Source organism: Microbacterium memoriense (genome assembly GCF_025398275.1).
Lineage (GTDB): Bacteria > Actinomycetota > Actinomycetes > Actinomycetales > Microbacteriaceae > Microbacterium > Microbacterium memoriense.
This window is the reverse complement of the sequence record NZ_JAODOR010000008.1, coordinates 97,097-112,929: the sequence shown is the minus strand read 5'-3', so window position 1 is coordinate 112,929 and position 15,833 is coordinate 97,097. Positions and strand designations below refer to the sequence as shown.

Here is a 15,833-nt window from a genome sequence, read left to right as displayed (position 1 = left end):
CCGATCGAGGGGGGGATACACGAGAGGCCCCGCCGTGGCGGAGCCTCTCACTTGTCGGGGTGACAGGATTTGAACCTGCGGCCTCGTCGTCCCGAACGACGCGCGCTACCAAGCTGCGCCACACCCCGTGGCAACCCTCCGAGTCTACCCTGTCTGGCGGCTCACACCGAATCGACGGCGCGCAAAGTCAGGACGGATACTTCCGGACGGCATGCGAAGCGCACGGGCGCGTAGATGGAATGTCCGAGGCCGGCCGAGACATTCAGCGGCACGGTGTGGTTGCCGCGGGTCCAGGTGCTGAGGCCTCGGGCCTGGTCGAGCGGAATGTCGCAGTTGGCCACGAGAGCGTTCGGCGAGAACGGGATGCGCACCTGGCCGCCGTGCGTGTGGCCAGCCAGCAGCACGTCGGCGCCGAGCTCGACGAAGCGGTCGAGCACGCGTCGATACGGGGCGTGCGTCACGCCGAGCGTGACGTCGGCCGGTCGCGGGCGCGCGAGCAGACGGGTCGGATGCAGCGCGGCGAGGGCCTCCGGCAGCACGTCGAGTTCGTCCCAGTCGCGGTGGGCGTCGCTGACACCGAACGCGTCGACGCGCATGCCGGCCACCTCGATCGATACCGCCGCGTTGTTGAGATCGGCCCAGCCGAGTTCTTCCGTGAAGAAGTTGTCCATCGCCGGGGTATCGAGCAGCTCCGAGCGCTGCGCGCGCTCGGAGGGGCCACGGAAGTACAACAGCGGGTTGCGCGCGGACGGACCGATGACGTCGTTCGATCCGTGCACGAAGAAACCGGGCACGCCGCGCAAGGGCGCAAATGCCGTGCGGATCCCGTCGAGTCCTGCCGGGTGACCCAGATTGTCGCCGGTGTTAACGACGAGGTCGGGCTGGATCTCGTCGGCGATGCGGGCGATCCAGTCCTGCTTGCGGTGCTGCCACGGAGCCATATGCGCATCGGAGAGGTGGAGCACGGTCAGCGCGGGCGCGCCGGTCGGCAGCACGGCGAGCTCATGCGAGCGCACGGTGAACAGGAACCGCTCGATGCAGGTTCCCCAGATGCCGGCGGCGACCGAGGCCGCCCCCGTCGCCGTGGCGGCGACGAGAGCGATGCGCGCGGGCGAGGTCACGGGTTGCCGTTGCAGTTCTTGGCCTGGTAGTTGATCGTGATCGAGGTGTTCCGGCTGACGACCGTGCCGGTCGCCGGATCAGTCCCGGTCACGGTCGGCGAGGTCGCCGATTCGGATTCCGTGCACTGCAGCGTGGTTGTGGCGAACCCGGCGCTCTGGAGTGCCCGCTGGGCGTCTTCAGGTTTGCCGCTGACGCCCGGCACGGTGATGCCTTCGCCGTTGCTCGGCCGGATCGTGACCGTTGTACCGCCAGCGACGCGGCCGGCACCCGGATCCTGCTGGACGACAATGCCGGCGGCTTCGGCGCCGTCGACCGCGTCGCCGACATTGACCGAGAAGCCTGCGGCCTGCAGGGTCGCGGTGGCCTGATCCACGCTCATCCCGATGACGGAGGGGAGCGTCGTCAGGACGCGCTTGGTGAGCGCGGCATCCGGCTGCGGGAACGCATCCCCGCCGAACTTCGCGTTGGCAGCGCCCTGCATAGCGGGCCAGATCGAGTTACGGACGCGTGAGAGTCGGTATCCGCTCGCGCTGTGTTGGTCGAGCTTCACCGCGCCCGTCGCGTTTCCGACCCACACCACGGTAGCGACCTTCGTCGACGCGCCATCCATCCACGTCTGCTCGTACTGGTGGATGCCGGTCTTACCGAACACAGGGACGCCGTCGCCGATCCGCGCGCCGACACCCGTGCCGGTCATGACGCCCTGGAGCGTGTAGGCCGCTGTCGAAGCGACGGCCTCACTGAGCTTGCGCTCGCAGGTCGTCTGAGGCGTGATGTCGTTGCCGTCTTTGTCGATTGCCTTGTCGATGAACTTGGACTGACAGAGAACTCCATTCGCCGCGATTGCGGCGTAGGCACCAGCCATGTCAAGCGGAGCCACAGCCGAAGAACCCAGGACGTTGTAGGCCGCATTGGGCGTGACGGTCGACCAGGACGGAACATCGGTGAGCGGCGTCGTGCCATCTCCCCACGTCACGCCAAGCTGCCCGGCCACCTCGTTTGTCGAGCACACGCTGATCTGCTCTGCCATCGCGAAGAATCCCGAGTTCAGCGAGTCTCGGGTGAAGTTGTAGATCGTCCCCGAGTATCCGCTGTTCTGTTCGAAGTTGGCGATGTGGTTGGGAAGACCAGAGTTGTCGGCATTGACTATTTGGATCGCTCCGTCGCAGGTGTCTACTTCTTTGATCCCCACGCGGCCGTTGATCACCTCGTTGACGGATCTGCCCTGCTGGAGCCAATTGATCAGGCTGAAGACCTTGTAGGTAGACCCTGCGGAGTGTCCGATACTTCCACCGAGCTTCTCGCTCACGTTGTAGTTGACAGGAGTCGTACCGGGTACATCTCCCGTCGCGCTGTAGGGGCGGTTCTGCACCATCGACAGGACGCGGCCGGTACCAACCTCCACCTGGACCCCCGATGCACCGAGATCCATGTAGTCCACCGTCCCCGGAACGACCGAGATCGCCTCCAGCGCCGCGTTCTGCAGATCGGCGTCGAGCGTTGTGTAGATCTTCATGCCCCCTCGACGAAGATTCGCTGCTCTCTCGTCGTCTGCGCCAAAGGCGGGGTTACTCTTGATCACGGCCACGACAGATTCGCAGAAGAACTCCGCACCAGAGGCCATCTGACAGCCCTGATCGCGCGTCGTGATGGCCGGCGTGATCGGGGTCGCCTTGGCCTCGTCGTACTCGGCCTGCGAAATCTTGCCGTCGTCGAACATGCGGCCGAGCACATAATTGCGGCGGTCCAGGGTCAATGCATAGCCATCGGCGGCGCTGTTCACCGCTTCGCCGGCGGAGTTCGTGGTCGATCCTTCGGGCCGGTCAAGGCGGAAGGTGTTGGGCTCCTGGACCATGCCGGCGATTGTCGCTGCCTGCGCGATCGTGAGGTTTGCCGCGTCGGTGCTGAAGTAGTACTGGGCCGCAGCGCCGATCCCGTAAACCGTGCCGCCGAAGTTCGTGATGTTCAGATACCCGAGCAGGATCTCGTCTTTCGAATACTGCTTCTCGAGCTGAATCGCGTAGCGCATCTCCTGAAGTTTGCGCTGGTAGCCCTCGGAGCCCGTCGAGACCGTCGTCGACGTGAAACACGCCTCGACCTGCTCGGTGCTCGTCGCCTCGGACTCGCAGTTCTGCTGGAGGACGTTCTTCACGTACTGCTGCGTGATCGAGGACCCACCTCGGTTCGAGCCGCTCGAAGCGTTGCCCACGAGAGCGCTGACGGTACCGACCAGGTCGACACCGCCGTGTGTGTAGTAGTTCTTGTCTTCACTCGAGGTGATCGCATCGAACATCACCGGGGTTACCTGGTCCCAGTTCACCGGGATGCGGTTTTGGTCGTAGAACTGGGCCATCAGCACGTCGTTGCCGACGGTGTCCTTGCGGTAGATCTCGGTCGGCAACATGAGCGGGTCGATCTGAAGGAAGCTCGGCATGTTGTCAAACGTGTCCAGGGCGCTCGTCGCGGCGTAGCCGGATACGGCGATGGCGGGGGTCACGGTCGCGGTCACGAGGACGCCGGCGATCGCGCTCAGGCCGACCAGGCCGGCGAAGCCGCCGAGCACGCCGGTGGCCGTCCGTTTGGGTGTAGGCATAGGGTTGATCGTAGGGGAGATACCTGGGCGAACCCTTGGTAGGCCCCGCAAGCCGCGCCTGCGCGCCGTCACATCCGGGAGCCTCGATGACCACGTGGGAATACCTCACTACGCCTCTTCTGATCCACAACACCGCCGCAATTCTCAACAACTGGGGCAAGCAGGGCTGGGAACTGGTCCAGGTCGTCCCGGGCCCGGAGGGTGGCCTCGTCGCCTACTTCAAGCGCCCGTCGGGCGGCGGCGCCGCCAACGCCGGCCTCGGTGCCGCCGCGACAGCCGCTCAGCAGTTCGAGGGGCAGGCGTGAGCGCCGCCGCATCCGTCTCGGCGCGTCTTGCCGAACTCGGCATCGAGCTGCCTCCGGTCGTTCCGCCGGTCGCGTCCTACATTCCGGCGAACGTCCACGGTGACCTCGTGTACACCTCGGGACAGCTGCCGATGGTCTCGGGCGCGTTGCCGGCGACCGGAAAGGTCGGCGAGGGTCACGGGCTCGTCCCTGCCGCCGACGCGCAGGCCTACGCTCGCCAGAGTGCGCTCAACGCGATCGCTGCCGCCGCGGCCGCCGTGGGGGGCGTCGACCGCCTCACCCGCGTCGTCAAGGTCGTCGGATTCGTTGCCTCGGTGCCGGAGTTCACCGGCCAGCCTGGCGTCATCAACGGCGCCAGCGAACTGCTCGGAGAGGTCTTCGGCGACGCCGCACGCCACGCCCGATCCGCCGTCGGCGTGCCGGTGCTGCCGCTGGACAGTCCCGTCGAGGTCGAAGTCATCTTCGCCTGGGAGTGACGGCCGGCCGTCACTCCCAGCCAGCAGGCCCCGCCGAAGGGATCGTTGCGGCGGGGCCTTCCTGATGGTCGATCAAGCGGGCGGCGTGTGGCGGCGGTTCAGCCGCGGCGCAAGGATGGTCAGGAGCCCGAGGGTGACGAGGCCCACGCCCCAGGCGAAGACCGGGCTGGGGCGGCTGCCCGTCGCGGCGAGCGCGCCGCGCTGCAGCGTGACGTCGGAGACGAGGGTGATCCCGAGGTCGGCGTAGTTCAGGATCAGGTGGTGCGCGCCGTTCGGCACGCCGGACAGGTCGAACGCCCCCGACACGTTGCCGCGATTCCACTGGACCGTGCCGATCGACACCGGCGTCGAGCGCATGTTGCCGATGATGCTCGACCGTGAGTCCTGCATCTTCTTGACGAGGCTCGTCGTCAGGTCGAACGCCTCGTTGCGCTTGTCCGTCATCGACTGCAGGCGCAGCATGTCCATCTGCTGCGTGTTGCCGTGTGCGTCCATGGTCGAACGCAGGACGGAGATGAGTGCGTTCGCATCTGGCATGCCGGTCCCGGCCGACCGGTCGAGGAAGGCGTGCGTGACGCCGGCGGCGCGGACGGCGGTGGTGGCGGCGGCGAACGTGGCCGCGGTGGGCGACGCCACATAGGCTCGCACGGCGCCGAAGGCGGTGCTGGTCAGCGCGAGCGCGTTGTTGCGGTCTTGCACGCCCTGGATCTGGGCCTGCAGCTGAGCGTCGAGCAGCGATGCGCGGTTGGATTGGACCGCCATCATCAGCGCCTCCAGGTCCACCGCGGCGAAGTCGGTGTGGTTGACGGTGAGACCGGGGATCGGATCGGTCACGGGAGTGGTGGGCCGCTGGAAAAGGGCGACGCTGGGCCCGACATGGACCGCCACGCCCAGCACCTGTCCGATGCTGTTGGTGACGCCGACCGTCCCGGTGGCGGACGTGGCGCGCAGGAGCGCGCTCAACTCGGCCTCGCTCATGCCGTCGAGGGCTGCCCCGAGGGTGTTTCCGCCGGGGAAGATGACGGTTCCCGCGAGTCCCGGCGCCCGCGTCGGCGTCGGGGTCGCCGTCGGTGTCGGTGTGGGGATCGGCGTCGGCGTCGGGGTCGGGGTCGGGGCCGGGGTCGCCGTCGGTGTCGGTGTCGGTGTGGGGGCCGGGGTCGGCGTGGGGTCCGGCGTCGTCGTCGGGGCTGGGGTGGGCGTGGGTGTCGGGGTGGGCGTGGGCGTCGGGGTGGGCGTGGGCGTGGGCGTCGGGGTGGGCGTGCCGCCCTCGGGCGCGAGTGCGAACAGCCGGTTCACCTCCACGGCGGTCGGCGACGTGGGGCCGGCGGGGAGTGCGAACGACGCGTTGGGATCGGGCTGGTCGTTCGCGAGGTCGTAGCCGGTCGGCGGCACGAGCGTCAGGCGGTAGTCCGCGGTCGCGCTCGTGGGGAGCGCGCCGCTCGTGAACGAGCCGTCGGCCGTGAGTGCGAGGCGCTGCACCTCCGTGCCGCCGCTCGAGACGATGAGGCCGGCCCCGCTGAGATCGGCCATCGGGACTCCGGCGGCGGTCACGGTGATCGAACCCGACACGATGGCGTATGTACCGTGGAAGACGACCTCGACCGGCTCGCCGTGTTCCGGCACGAATTCGATCCGCACGTCGGTCGATGGGAGGTCGCCCGTCGCGCCGGGCCAGACGGCATCCGCGACATAGGCGGATTCTTCGCCGTCGACGACCATCGCCAGAGAGCCGTCCGCGCCGGTCGTCCCGCTCGCGAGAGCGCTGTCGGGGACGTACGGATTCCGGACGACGACCTCAACGCCGGCAAGGCTCACAGGGCCGGACCCGTCGTCGATGCTGGTTGTGACCGTCACGGGATACGTGACGGGGGCATCGGCGTGAGCGGCGGGGGAGATGGTCGTGAGGGCCAGCCCGGTGGTGGCGATGACGGCGCCGAGGATCCGTGCGCGCCTCGCAGTCACGGAGGCGCGCAGGTCACGTGTGCGTGCAGAAGGATGCATGATCGTAAGTATGGACTGTGTCCAAAACTTGACGCAACCCAAAATATCGGGCGTAGGATCGAACTCCTCATCCACACTACGTAGCGCCAGGCAGGAGCGGACGTCATGGCCGAAGGACTGCGCGAACTCAAGCGCCGCTCCGCGCGCCGCGCGATGGAGAATGCCGCGGTGGATCTCGCCTACGACGAGGGTGTGCGAGCAGTAACGGTCGAGCGCGTCTGTGCCGCGGCGATGGTCTCCCGCAGCACCTTCTTCAATTACTTCACGTCCCTCGAGCAGGCCATCTTCGGAGCGGCCCTCGAATACGACCCTGCCCTGACCGACCGTATCCTCGCCCGCTATCCCGATGATCTGGTGGTGGCGGCGTCTGTCATCGTCATGGAGTCCGTCCGTGGGGCGGACGACGAAATGACCCGGCGTCGACTCGCGCTGTTCACACGGGAGCCGGGCACCACGAGCGCCGTGTCGTGGGCGAGCCACGAGAGCCGCGAGCGCCTCATCGCTGTGATCGCGGCATGGCTCGATGCGCATCCGGAGCGTGCGCGTCTGACGGACGCGGATCACGCGACGGAGGCCCGCCTCACCGTTGCGTTCGCCATCGCGCTGGGTGACGAGGTGCAACGGGACGCGCGGGAGGTCGACGGCGATGTCCGCATCGACCCCGAGACCTTCCGGGCCGCGCGGCGCCGGATGGCGGCGATCAGTGCCGCGGCGGAGTGAGCGCCGCCATCCGGATCACTTCACCTGCGCGGAGATCACGCTCATGACCATCGTGTCGGCGAGCGTCGTCGTATCGCCGATCTCGCGCCCTTCGGCCACGTCGCGCAGCAAGCGGCGCATGATCTTGCCCGAGCGGGTCTTGGGAAGCTCGCCGACGATGTAGACATCGCGCGGGCGGGCGATCGGTCCGATCTGCTCGCCAACCCACTGGCGGAGCGTGCCGGCAAGGCCCTCGGGCGAATGCGCATCGAGATAGCTCTGCTTGATGATGACGAAGGCGACGACCGCCTGACCGGTCGTCTCGTCCGACGCGCCGACGACCGCGGCCTCGGCGACCGCCTCATTGCCGACCAGAGCGGACTCGATCTCGGTCGTCGAGAGGCGGTGCCCCGAGACGTTCATCACGTCGTCCACGCGGCCGAGAAACCAGATGTCGCCGTCCTCGTCGAGGCGGGCTCCATCGCCGGCGAAGTAGAACCCCTGCGTCTCGAACTTCTCCCAGTACGTTTCTTTGAAGCGGTCGGGGTCACCCCAAATCCCGCGCAGCATCGACGGCCAGGGCTCGGTGATCACGAGAAGCCCACCGTTGCCGTTCCCGACATGGTTTCCGTCGTCGTCCACGACGTCGATTGTGATTCCGGGCAGCGACACCTGTGCGCTTCCTGGCTTCGTCTCGGTGACGCCGGGGAGAGCGGAGACCATCATCGCGCCGGTCTCGGTCTGCCACCAGGTGTCGATGATCGGGGTCGAATCGCCGCCGATCACGTGGCGGTACCACATCCACGCCTCGGGGTTGATGGGCTCTCCGACCGAGCCGAGCAGGCGGATGGACGAGAGGTCGAACTGCTCCGGGATCTGACGCCCGAGCTTCATGAAGGAGCGGATGGCGGTCGGTGCGGTGTAGAGGATCGTGACGCCGTACTTCTGCACGATCTCCCACCAGCGGCCCGGATGCGGGGTATCCGGTGTGCCTTCGTAGAGCACCTGGGTCGTCCCGTTGGCGAGCGGGCCGTACACGACGTAGGAATGCCCGGTGATCCAGCCGATATCGGCCGTGCACCAGAACACGTCGCTGGCGGGGTGGATGTCGTGCGCGACCTTGTGGGTGAATGCCGCCTGCGTGAGGTATCCCCCCGACGTGTGCAGAATGCCCTTGGGCTTTCCGGTCGTCCCCGACGTGTAGAGGATGAAGAGCGGATTCTCGGCGGGGAAAGGTTGCGCGACATGCTCGCCGGATGCCGCCGGCACAGCGTCGTGCCACCAGATGTCGCGGTCGGCATCCCAAGACACCTCGTTGCCGGTCCGGCGCACGACCAGGACGTGCTCGACGCTTTCCTGGGGGCCCGCGCCACGGTCGCCGAGGGCGTGGTCGACGGCGGGCTTGAGCGGTGAGACCCGGCCCTTGCGATAGCCGCCGTCGGCGGTGATCACGAGCTTCGCGCCGGCGTCGTCGAGGCGCGAACGCAGACTGTCGGCCGAGAAGCCGCCGAAGATGACGGAGTGGATGGCCCCGATTCGCGCGACGGCGAGCATCGCGGCGATCGCCTCGGGGATCATCGGGAGGTAGATGGCCACGCGGTCGCCGTGCCCGACCCCCAGGCCCTCGAGGACGTTCGCGACGCGCTTGACCTCATCGGTCAGCTCGGAATAGGTGACCGCGCGAGAGTCTCCGGGTTCGCCTTCCCACAGCAGGGCGACGCGATCGCCCAGCCCGGCCTCCACGTGGCGGTCCAGGCAGTTGTAGGCGACGTTGAGCTCACCGTCGGCAAACCACTGCGCGAACGGAGGGTTCGACCAGTCGAGCGTCTGAGTGAACGGGGTGCTCCACTCCAACGCCCGCGCCTGCTCGGCCCAGAAGGCCTCTCGATCCGCTCCCGCCTGGGCATAGAGGTCTGCCGAGGCCACGGCATCCGCCGCGAACTTCGCGGACGGCGCGAATCTGCGGGACTCGTTCAGCAGGTGATCGATCTGGCTGCTCATGGGCGCGCTCCTTTGCGGCGTGAACGGTGTGGGGCGATCCGGATGCGAACAGACGGAGGCACCGACGATGGGTCGAAATCTAACCGCGGCGGCGCTGTGGTCACTACCGCCGATAGTAGGTGTTGCCGGTCGAGAGATATATCGGGTCTGCACGGCCCGGTGCGTTTGGAGAGGGGGCATTCCGCCCCGTAGGCTCGGTCGCGGCCGAACATCGATTCTGGCATCGCAGCATCCCGATCACCCCCCCATTTCGGGATTCTGCGCGTGGCGGCATCCCATTCCCCCCGATGGGATGCCGTCACCTTTTTCGGGCATCGCCTCCTCCACAGACGACGTTCCGGCGGATTTCTCCACCGATCGGACTCGCGCGAGGATGGCGGGATCGCCACCGACGTACCGTCGGGTCATGGCCGACCCCTTCATCGTCCGACCGCGCCGCGCGCTCGCCCCCGAGGCGGTGCGCCGCGCGGGTGTGCCGGTTGATCAGGTGCCGCTGTCGCGAGCAGTGAGACGGCGGCAACTCCCGGAGCACCCCGCGCTGGACCCGCTGCGGGCGCTGCTTTCCGACGCTGACGTCACCGATGTCTTCATCAACGGGTCCGACGGACTCTTCGTCGATCGCGGCGCGGGTATCGAGCGCGTCGCCGGATGGGCGCTCGGACTCGACGAGGTGCGGGCATTGGCCGTGGATCTGATCGCCGTCGGCGGGAGGCACCTGGACGATGCGACACCGCTGGTCGATGTGCGCTGGGAGCACGGCGCGCGCGTGCACGCGGTGCTCGCTCCCGTCGCGTGCGCCGGGGCCGCCATCTCGATCCGGCTTCCCCAGGTCGATCTGCCCGATCTCGACGATCTCGGGCGGCGCGGGATGTTCGACGCCGGCACCGGCGCCCGGCTGGAGGGATTCATCGCCGCACGCGCGAACCTCTTGATCACCGGCGCGACCGGGACCGGGAAGACGACGCTGCTGGCGGCACTCCTCGGACGTGTTCCTGCGACCGAGCGCATCGTGACGATCGAAGACGTGGCCGAGCTCCGCCTGCACCACCCGCATCACGTGCGTCTCGAAGCGCGCCAGGCCAATCTCGAGGGCGCCGGTGGCGTGCCGCTCGCGCGTCTCGTGCGCGAAGCGCTGCGCATGCGCCCCGACCGACTGATCGTGGGGGAGTGCCGTGGCGAGGAGGTGCGCGAACTCCTCACCGCGCTCAACACCGGCCATGACGGCGGGGCGGGCACTGTGCATGCGAGCGGCATCCGCGATATTCCGAGCCGCCTCGAGGCTCTCGGAGCGCTCGCCGGACTGGACGACCACGCGGTGGCACGGCAGGTGGTCAGCGCCATCGGGGTGATCGTGCACGTCGGGCGCGATGTCGCCGGCCGGCGTCACGTGCTCGGTCTCGCGCGTCCCGTACTCCGCGAGGGGCGACTCGGTGTCGAGGAGGAGACGTGAGCGATCAGGATGCCGCGGATGCCGCCGCTGTGGTCCAGCGTCTCGCGGTGCTGCTCGAAGCGGGAGTCTCGCCCGTGAACGCGTGGGCCTATGCCGCCGAAGACGGAGATCCGGTTGCGGCGTCCGTCGTCGCCGAGGTGCACGCCGGCGTGGGACTCGCGACGGCCTTGTCGGCCCTGCCGGGATCGTGGCGCGAGGTCGCGGTGGCCTGGCGTGTCGCCGAAACGGTGGGCGCGCCCCTTGCGCCCAGCCTGCGGCGGTTCGCCGACGCCTTGCGCGATGCGCAGCAATCGCGAGATGACGTCGCCGTCGCGCTCGCTGACCCGGCGGCGACGGCGAAGCTCGTGGCGTGGTTGCCGTTGGTGGCGATCGGCCTCGGCCTCGCGCTCGGGTTCGATGTCGCCGCGACGTTCGGCAATCCGATCGGCGTCGCGTGCGTCGTCATGGGGATCGCGCTCATGCTCGCCGCGCGCTTGTGGACGCGGCGACTGGTCCGCACGGCGCAGCCCGGTGAGGACATCGCCGGGCTGCAAGGGGACGTCGTGGCGATCGCGTTGAGCGGCGGAGTCTCGATCGATCGTGCGCTCGTTGTCGTCGCCGAGGCCAGTGGCGGCGTCACCGAGCCCGAAACCGAGCGGGTCCTCGCACTGTCGAGGCGCGCCGGCGCGCCGGCGGTCGATCTGCTGCGCGCGGCGGCCGCCGATGCGCGCCGTCGCATGCGGACAGAGGGCAGGCTCCAGGCGGCGCGCCTCGGCGCGCGACTGCTCTTGCCGCTCGGCGTCTGTACGCTTCCCGCGTTTCTGCTCTTGGGTGTCGGTCCGATGCTGCTGTCGGTCCTCTCGGGCGCGACGCCCGTGCTCGGTGCCCCCTGACGTGCCCGCCCATCACCGATCGAAGGAGACGAAATGACACAGTCCACACCCACCGCGCTTCCGCGGTTGACCCGTCGCCGCGCCGCGGCGCTCTATGAGGACGACGAAGGAGCGGCGACGGCGGAGTATGCGGTGGCCACGATGGCCGCCGTCGCTTTTGCCGGGTTGCTGGTGGTCATCATGCGCTCGGACGAAGTCCGCGGCATCCTGACCGACCTGGTCCGCCGTGCGCTGACGGTCGCATGATCAGGCGGCGCGACGACCGGGGATCGGTCACGGCCGAGTTCGCGGTCGTCGTGCCCGCTGTCGTCCTCATCATCGCACTGACGGCAGGGACGCTCTCGGCCTCGGGCCACCGGGTGCGCCTCGAGCAGGCGGTGGCGCAGGCGGCGCGCCTCATCGCACGGGGAGAGGGAGAAGCGCGCGCCGGCGCCGTCGTCGCGGCGATCGCCGGTGCAGCAGCGACCCGCATCCACGAGGACGGCGAGCTGGTGTGCGTCGAGGCGACCGCGGCGGTCGCCCTTCCGCTGCCGCTCCCGCCGCTCCGTGCGGTCTCGTGCGCACTGTCGGGCGGTCGCTGAGATGAGACGCCGCTGATGTCGGGCCTTGCGCTCTCGGTCGGTGCGCTCGCGGTCACCGTCACCCTTGCCGTGGGGTGCGCCTCGCTGGGTGCTGCGGCAGCACATGCGACGCGACTGTCGGCGACGGCGGATGCCGCGGCTCTCGCCGCCGCCGATACCGCGTCCGGGCTCCTCTCCGGCATCCCCTGTGAGCGGGCGGCCGAGGTCGCGGCCCGTGGTGGGGCATCGCTGAGCGCGTGCGACATGGACGGCCTCGTGGCGACGGTCCACATCGAGGCGGGTTTCGGGCTTCTGCCGGCGGCGGCGCGTGCCCGCGCCGGGCCGCCGCCCTGACCGGCGGGCGCTGCTCCCAGCATCCTCATGTCCACGCGGTGTGTATGGTGTGCATCGAAGAAAGGACGCCACGTGGCAGCGCGCACGGCAACCGGCAAGAAGCTCGTCATCGTCGAGTCTCCGACGAAGATGAGGTCCATTCAGGGGTACCTGGGTGACGGATACGAGGTCCTCAGCTCGGTGGGTCACATCCGTGATCTCGCCGAGAAAAAGGACATCCCGGCCGAACTGAAGAAGACCTCGGTCGGCAAGTACTCCATCGACATCGAGAACGGATTCACTCCTCTTTATGTGGAGAGCGACCGCGGCAAGAAGACCGTCGCCGAGCTGAAGCGTGCGCTGAAGACCGCCGACGAACTCCTCCTCGCGACCGATGAGGACCGCGAAGGCGAAGCCATCGCGTGGCACTTGCTCGAGGCGCTCAAGCCGAAGGTCCCGGTCAAGCGCATGGTGTTCCACGAGATCACGAAGGATGCCATCCGCGCCGCCGTCGACAACACGCGCGAGCTCGATCTCGCGCTCGTCGACGCGCAGGAGACCCGTCGCATCCTCGACCGCCTCTACGGGTGGGACGTGTCCGACGTCACGCGCCGCAAGGTCGGGCAGGGAACCTCCGCCGGACGCGTGCAGTCCGCAGCGACCCGTCTTGTCGTCGACCGTGAACGTGAGCGTATGGCGTTCGTCTCGGCGTCGTATTGGGATGTCGAAGCGGTCGCAGGCGCCGCCGGTGACGCCTTCGGTACGCGGTTGGCCCGACTCGACGGCGCTCCGCTCGCGCGCGGCACGGATTTCGACGATCGCGGAGAACTGAAGAAGGCCGTCGTCGTCCTCACCGAGACGCAGGCCCGCGAGCTCGCCGCGGCAATCGAGGCCGACGGGTCCGCCGCGGTCACGGCTGTCGAAGCCAAACCCGGCACACGCAGCCCCAAGCCGCCCTTCACAACGTCGACGCTGCAGCAAGAGGCCGGACGCAAGCTCTCGATGAGCGCCAAGCACGCCATGGGCGTCGCTCAGCGGCTCTACGAAAAGGGCTACATCACGTATATGCGTACCGACTCGACAGCACTGTCGACGCAGGCGATCGCTGCGGCGCGCACGCAGGCTGTCGCACTGTACGGCGATCGTGCCGTGCCGCCGAACCCGCGCAGCTACCGCAACAACAGCAAGAACGCGCAAGAAGCCCACGAAGCGATCCGACCCTCCGGCGAAGAGTTCCGAACGCCGTCTTCGGTGTCGTCCGCACTCGACCGTGACGAACTGCGCCTCTACGACCTCATCTGGAAGCGCACGATCGCCAGCCAGATGTCGGATGCGAAGTACGAGACCACCACGATCACGCTCGAGACCTCGGCGGCCGGCCAGGTGGCGGCGTTCACGGCCTCCGGCACCGTCTACACCTTCAAGGGATTCCTCGAGGCATACGAAGAGGGTCGCGACGAGAAGCGAGCCGACTCGGACCGTGACGAGGACCAGTCCCTGCCGATTCTCGCGGTCGGTGATGTGCTTCAGCTGACCGACATCGACCCGAAGGGTCACGCCACCAGCCCGAAGCCGCGCTACACCGAGGCGAGCCTCGTGAAGGCGCTGGAAGAAAAGGGCATCGGACGCCCGTCGACGTTCGCGAGCATCATCGACGTCATCATCAACCGTGGCTACGTCACGAAGCGTGGTCAGGCACTCATACCGAGCTGGCTCGCCTTCAGCATCGTGCGTCTTCTGGAGCAGCACTTCGCCGACCTCGTCGATTACGACTTCACGGCCGCGCTGGAAGACGATCTCGACGCGATCGCGCGGGGAGAGCAGCAGCGTGTCGATTGGTTGAACGAGTTCTATTTCGGCTCGGACAACCACGTGGGCCTGCGCAACATCGTCGACAACCTCGGTGAGATCGATGCCCGCGAGATCAACGCGAACCCGATCGGTGACGTTGCGACGCTCCGCTTCGGCAAGTACGGTCCGTACCTCGACGTCCCCGACGAGGACGGCACGACCCGCATCGTCAACGTGCCGGAAGACCTGGCACCCGATGAGCTGACGCCCGCGAAGGCGCAAGAACTCATCGACGCTCCGATCGCGGGCGACCGTGTGCTGGGCCAGAACCCGGAAACGGGCCTCGACATCGTCGTGAAGGACGGCCGCTTCGGTCCGTACCTCGAAGAAGTCCTCCCGCCCGTGGAAGAGCCGGTCGTCGATCCCGACGCGCCGAAGAAGCGCGGCGCGAAGAAAGAGGTCGCGCCCAAGCCCCGTCGAGCATCGCTGTTCAAAAGCATGTCGCCGGAGACGATCGATCTCGACACGGCACTCAAGCTCTTCTCGCTGCCGCGCACCGTGGGGCTGGACCCGGAGACGCAGACGCCGATCACTGCCCAGAACGGCCCGTACGGCCCGTACATCAAGAAAGGCACCGACTCGCGGTCGATCGCCAGCGAAGACCTCATCTTCGACCTGACCCTCGAGCAGGCCCTCGAGATCTACGCGCAGCCGAAATACGCCAATCGCGCGGCGACGTCGATCAAGGAATTCGAAGCCGACCCGGTCAGCGAGAAGCCGATTCGCATCAAGGACGGCCGCTTCGGCGCGTACGTCACCGATGGCGCCACGAATGTGACGATCCCGCGTGGTCAGACGCCCGACGACATCACGTTCGAGATCGCGGTGCAGATGCTTGCCGACAAGCGCGCGAAGGGCCCTGCGCCCAAGCGGACGACCCGGCGCGCGGCGACGACGCGTAAGCCGGCCGCCAAGAAGAAGTGATGCCTGCAGGGCTCTGGATCACGTTCGAGGGCGGTGACGGGTCGGGCAAGACGACTCAAGCGGCGCTTCTCGAGGATTGGTTGCGCGATCAGGGGCGCACGGTCGTCCGCACCCGCGAGCCGGGCGGCACGGACGTCGGCAATCTCGTGCGCGACATCGTCCTGCACCATCGCGGAGATGTCGCGCCGCGCGCCGAGGCCCTGTTGTACGCGGCCGATCGCGCACACCATGTGGCCACGCTCGTCCGGCCCGCGCTCGCGCGCGGTGAAGTCGTGATCCAAGACCGCTATCTCGACTCGTCGGTCGCCTATCAGGGCGCCGGAAGAGTGCTGGATGCCGGCGAGATCCGGGAGCTGTCGCTCTGGGCGACGGAAGGCGCGCTCCCCGATGTGACCGTGCTGCTGGATTTGGATCCGGCATCCGCCCGTCGACGTCTGGATGCCGCCGACAAGCCCTTCGACCGCCTCGAAGCGGAGAAGGCCGAGTTCCACGAGCGCGTGCGCGCCGCATTCCTGGGCCTGGCGGCGGCCGAACCGGACCGTTTCCTCGTGCTGGATGCCTCTTTGCCCGTTGAGCACCTCGCCGCTGCCGTCCGTGCGCGCGTCGCCCTCGCGCTCGGGTGAGCGTCGGTGGCACCGCTTAGGCT

The 15,833-nt window shown here is 68.1% G+C and carries 14 protein-coding genes and 1 tRNA gene; 10 read left to right on the top strand and 5 right to left on the bottom strand.

Translation table 11 applies throughout. The features are described 5' to 3' along the window. Positions 1-54: 54 nt before the first annotated feature. From N4R40_RS06970 to N4R40_RS06960, 3 genes are all read right to left on the bottom strand, one after another. Positions 55-128 (bottom strand) — tRNA-Pro (locus tag N4R40_RS06970). A 33-nt stretch (positions 129-161) separates the two neighbouring features. Then, the gene (locus N4R40_RS06965; protein WP_261606638.1) at positions 162-1,121 is read right to left on the bottom strand and encodes a metallophosphoesterase; all 960 of its coding nucleotides are present in this window, start codon (positions 1,119-1,121) and stop codon (positions 162-164) included. Next, on the bottom strand, positions 1,118-3,715 hold the full coding sequence (locus tag N4R40_RS06960; RefSeq protein ID WP_261606637.1) for a transglycosylase domain-containing protein: 2,598 nt from the start codon (positions 3,713-3,715) through the stop codon (positions 1,118-1,120). Before N4R40_RS06960 ends, N4R40_RS06965 begins: the two co-directional genes overlap by 4 nt. Before the next feature lie 86 nt (positions 3,716-3,801). Between N4R40_RS06960 and N4R40_RS06955 the strand changes: the two genes are divergently transcribed. Further along, entirely contained in the window at positions 3,802-4,020 is a 219-nt protein-coding gene (locus tag N4R40_RS06955) for a DUF4177 domain-containing protein (protein WP_261606636.1), read from the top strand. Continuing rightward, positions 4,017-4,496 carry a RidA family protein gene (locus N4R40_RS06950; protein ID WP_261606635.1) on the top strand — a complete coding sequence of 160 codons (480 nt, stop codon included), beginning with the start codon at positions 4,017-4,019 and terminating at the stop codon, positions 4,494-4,496. The genes N4R40_RS06955 and N4R40_RS06950 overlap by 4 nt, the downstream gene beginning before the upstream one ends. A gap of 72 nt (positions 4,497-4,568) precedes the next feature. On the opposite strand, the gene N4R40_RS06945 is transcribed toward N4R40_RS06950, so the two are convergent. Continuing rightward, entirely contained in the window at positions 4,569-6,497 is a 1,929-nt protein-coding gene (locus tag N4R40_RS06945) for a hypothetical protein (protein WP_261606634.1), read from the bottom strand. A 105-nt stretch (positions 6,498-6,602) separates the two neighbouring features. Here N4R40_RS06945 and N4R40_RS06940 point away from each other — a divergent pair, with 105 nt between their 5' ends. Beyond that, positions 6,603-7,217 carry a TetR/AcrR family transcriptional regulator gene (locus N4R40_RS06940; RefSeq protein WP_261606633.1) on the top strand — a complete coding sequence of 205 codons (615 nt, stop codon included), beginning with the start codon at positions 6,603-6,605 and terminating at the stop codon, positions 7,215-7,217. A 15-nt stretch (positions 7,218-7,232) separates the two neighbouring features. On the opposite strand, the gene acs is transcribed toward N4R40_RS06940, so the two are convergent. Further along, entirely contained in the window at positions 7,233-9,197 is a 1,965-nt protein-coding gene (gene acs, locus N4R40_RS06935; protein ID WP_261606632.1) for an acetate--CoA ligase, read from the bottom strand. Between the two features lie 406 nt (positions 9,198-9,603). Here acs and N4R40_RS06930 point away from each other — a divergent pair, with 406 nt between their 5' ends. The 7 genes from N4R40_RS06930 (at position 9,604) to tmk (ending at position 15,810) form a co-directional block, all read left to right on the top strand. Beyond that, entirely contained in the window at positions 9,604-10,647 is a 1,044-nt protein-coding gene (locus N4R40_RS06930) for a TadA family conjugal transfer-associated ATPase (protein WP_261606631.1), read from the top strand. Next, positions 10,644-11,519 carry a type II secretion system F family protein gene (locus N4R40_RS06925; RefSeq protein ID WP_261606630.1) on the top strand — a complete coding sequence of 292 codons (876 nt, stop codon included), beginning with the start codon at positions 10,644-10,646 and terminating at the stop codon, positions 11,517-11,519. The genes N4R40_RS06930 and N4R40_RS06925 overlap by 4 nt, the downstream gene beginning before the upstream one ends. A 33-nt stretch (positions 11,520-11,552) precedes the next feature. Continuing rightward, positions 11,553-11,765: a DUF4244 domain-containing protein gene (locus tag N4R40_RS06920; RefSeq protein ID WP_261606629.1), complete on the top strand. Its 213-nt coding sequence runs from the start codon at positions 11,553-11,555 to the stop codon at positions 11,763-11,765. After that, positions 11,762-12,100, top strand: coding sequence for a TadE/TadG family type IV pilus assembly protein (locus tag N4R40_RS06915; RefSeq protein WP_261606628.1), 339 nt, complete (start codon positions 11,762-11,764; stop codon positions 12,098-12,100). Before N4R40_RS06920 ends, N4R40_RS06915 begins: the two co-directional genes overlap by 4 nt. A gap of 15 nt (positions 12,101-12,115) precedes the next feature. Then, positions 12,116-12,433 carry a helicase gene (locus N4R40_RS06910; RefSeq protein WP_261606627.1) on the top strand — a complete coding sequence of 106 codons (318 nt, stop codon included), beginning with the start codon at positions 12,116-12,118 and terminating at the stop codon, positions 12,431-12,433. Positions 12,434-12,505: 72 nt separating this feature from the next. After that, positions 12,506-15,187: a type I DNA topoisomerase gene (gene topA, locus N4R40_RS06905; protein WP_261606626.1), complete on the top strand. Its 2,682-nt coding sequence runs from the start codon at positions 12,506-12,508 to the stop codon at positions 15,185-15,187. Next, the gene (gene tmk, locus N4R40_RS06900; RefSeq protein ID WP_261606625.1) at positions 15,187-15,810 is read left to right on the top strand and encodes a dTMP kinase; all 624 of its coding nucleotides are present in this window, start codon (positions 15,187-15,189) and stop codon (positions 15,808-15,810) included. Before topA ends, tmk begins: the two co-directional genes overlap by 1 nt. Positions 15,811-15,833 lie beyond the last annotated feature (23 nt).

What these genes read in the sequence shown, in the direction of transcription:
- N4R40_RS06915 (WP_261606628.1), top strand. Translation starts at nt 11,762, where the DNA reads ATGATCAGGCGGCGCGACGACCGGGGATCGGTCACGGCCGAGTTCGCG.
- N4R40_RS06960 (WP_261606637.1), bottom strand. Translation starts at nt 3,715, where the DNA reads ATGCCTACACCCAAACGGACGGCCACCGGCGTGCTCGGCGGCTTCGCC.
- N4R40_RS06955 (WP_261606636.1), top strand. Translation starts at nt 3,802, where the DNA reads ATGACCACGTGGGAATACCTCACTACGCCTCTTCTGATCCACAACACC.
- N4R40_RS06920 (WP_261606629.1), top strand. Translation starts at nt 11,553, where the DNA reads ATGACACAGTCCACACCCACCGCGCTTCCGCGGTTGACCCGTCGCCGC.
- N4R40_RS06945 (WP_261606634.1), bottom strand. Translation starts at nt 6,497, where the DNA reads ATGCATCCTTCTGCACGCACACGTGACCTGCGCGCCTCCGTGACTGCG.
- N4R40_RS06910 (WP_261606627.1), top strand. Translation starts at nt 12,116, where the DNA reads ATGTCGGGCCTTGCGCTCTCGGTCGGTGCGCTCGCGGTCACCGTCACC.
- N4R40_RS06940 (WP_261606633.1), top strand. Translation starts at nt 6,603, where the DNA reads ATGGCCGAAGGACTGCGCGAACTCAAGCGCCGCTCCGCGCGCCGCGCG.
- acs (WP_261606632.1), bottom strand. Translation starts at nt 9,197, where the DNA reads ATGAGCAGCCAGATCGATCACCTGCTGAACGAGTCCCGCAGATTCGCG.
- N4R40_RS06930 (WP_261606631.1), top strand. Translation starts at nt 9,604, where the DNA reads ATGGCCGACCCCTTCATCGTCCGACCGCGCCGCGCGCTCGCCCCCGAG.
- tmk (WP_261606625.1), top strand. Translation starts at nt 15,187, where the DNA reads ATGCCTGCAGGGCTCTGGATCACGTTCGAGGGCGGTGACGGGTCGGGC.